The 1466-nt window shown below is 70.1% G+C and carries 1 protein-coding gene; it reads right to left on the bottom strand.

The window, feature by feature from the left end:
- Window positions 1-23: 23 nt before the first annotated feature.
- Window positions 24-1247 carry an IS110 family transposase gene (locus M8C11_RS30100; RefSeq protein WP_252454815.1) on the bottom strand — a complete coding sequence of 408 codons (1224 nt, stop codon included), beginning with the start codon at window positions 1245-1247 and terminating at the stop codon, window positions 24-26.
- Window positions 1248-1466: the final 219 nt, after the last annotated feature.

Genomic DNA, 1466 nt, shown 5'->3' with positions numbered 1-1466 from the left:
GGGGGGTGTCCCTATGGGGTTCGTCAAGCGGCGATCGGCGTCGTGGGGCGGGGTTGGTAGGGGATCTTGTCGCGGAGCATGGCGAACAGGACGTCGCAGCGACGGCGGGCGAGGCAGATGAGGGCGGCGTTGTGGCGTTTGCCTTCGGCGCGTTTGCGGTCGTAGTAGGCCCTGCTCACGGGGTCGGCCAGGGCTGCGAACGCGGCGAGGAAGAACGCGCGTTTGAGGTTCTTGTTGCCGCCGCGGGGTGGGTGTTCGCCACGGATGCTGCTGCCGGATCGTCGGGTGACGGGGGCGAGGCCGGCGTAGGCGGCGAGGTGGCCTGGGGTGGCGAAGGCGGTGCCGTCGCCGACTTCGAGCAGGATCCGGGCGGCGGTCCTGACGCCGATGCCGGGCATCGAGGTCAGGACCGGGGCAAGAGGGTGCGCATCAAGCATCCTTTCGACCTGGGCGGCGGCCTGGTCGCGTTGCCGCAGGATGTCGCGGAGGCTGTCGGCCAGGCGGGGCAGGATCGTCTCCGCGGCCTGGGTGCCGGGGACGGTGACGGTCTGCTCGTCGAGAGCGGCCATGATCTGCTCGACGAGCCGGTCACCCATGCGAGGTGCGTGGACGGCGGCGATCGAGAGCAGTTTGCGGCGGCCGGCCTTGCGCAGGCCGACCGGGCCGCCGCAGCGGGACAGCAGTTCCAGGACCGCCTTGTGGTGGACCTTGGGGCCGAGGACTCGTTCCAGAGCGGGATGGATTTGCGTCAGCAAGCCACGGATCCGGTTGGACACGCGGGTGGCTTCGCCGGCGAGGTCGTCGTCGAAGCCGACCAGGATCTCCATCTCGGCCAGAGTTTCGTCGCCGGTGTCGACCCGACGCAGCGTGTGCGGCAGGGTGCGGGCCGCGTCAGCGATGACGTAGGCGTCGCGGGCGTCGGTCTTCGCGCTGCCGGGGTGCAGATCGGCGATCCGCCGCATCGCCAGGCCAGGCAGGTAGGCCACCTGATGCCCGGCCGCCCGAGCCACCGCGACCGGCAGGGCGCCGATCGAGGCCGGCTGGTCGACCACCACCAGGACACGACCATGGCGGGCGAGTTTGTCGAACAGCTGCCTCAGCCGGACCTCGGTATTCGGCAACGCCGCGTCGTGCAGCCGCTTGCCGTCCGGGGCCAACCCGACCGCGTGGTGATCACCCTTACCGACGTCCAAGCCCAGGAAGACGCCATATCCGTCGTGCACCAGACCCGCCTCCACGCATCGCATCGTGGCCCTCGGCCGCAGTCAGGGCGTCGGACTGCCGGCAGCCACGTTACGAAGAGACCTACCCCAATACGGGTGGCCGTGTCCCTATCAGCGGTCCGCCGACGCCACCCGACCCGGCGACAACACCCCCCGGATCATCCGAACGACAGGGGCAGGAAGTCATACCGGGCCGGGCGACCGAGGAGTCCCCGGCTGGGGACGATCAAAAAGGTAACGGGG

Origin of the sequence: Micromonospora sp. CPM1, assembly GCF_023896895.1 — a bacterium.
Lineage (GTDB): Bacteria > Actinomycetota > Actinomycetes > Mycobacteriales > Micromonosporaceae > Micromonospora > Micromonospora tulbaghiae.
The sequence above is the reverse complement of the archived record's forward strand: the minus strand, read 5'-3'. Positions and strand labels throughout refer to the sequence as shown.

Coding starts and splice junctions, on each gene's coding strand:
- M8C11_RS30100 (WP_252454815.1), bottom strand. CDS start 1,247: ATGCGATGCGTGGAGGCGGGTCTGGTGCACGACGGATATGGCGTCTTC.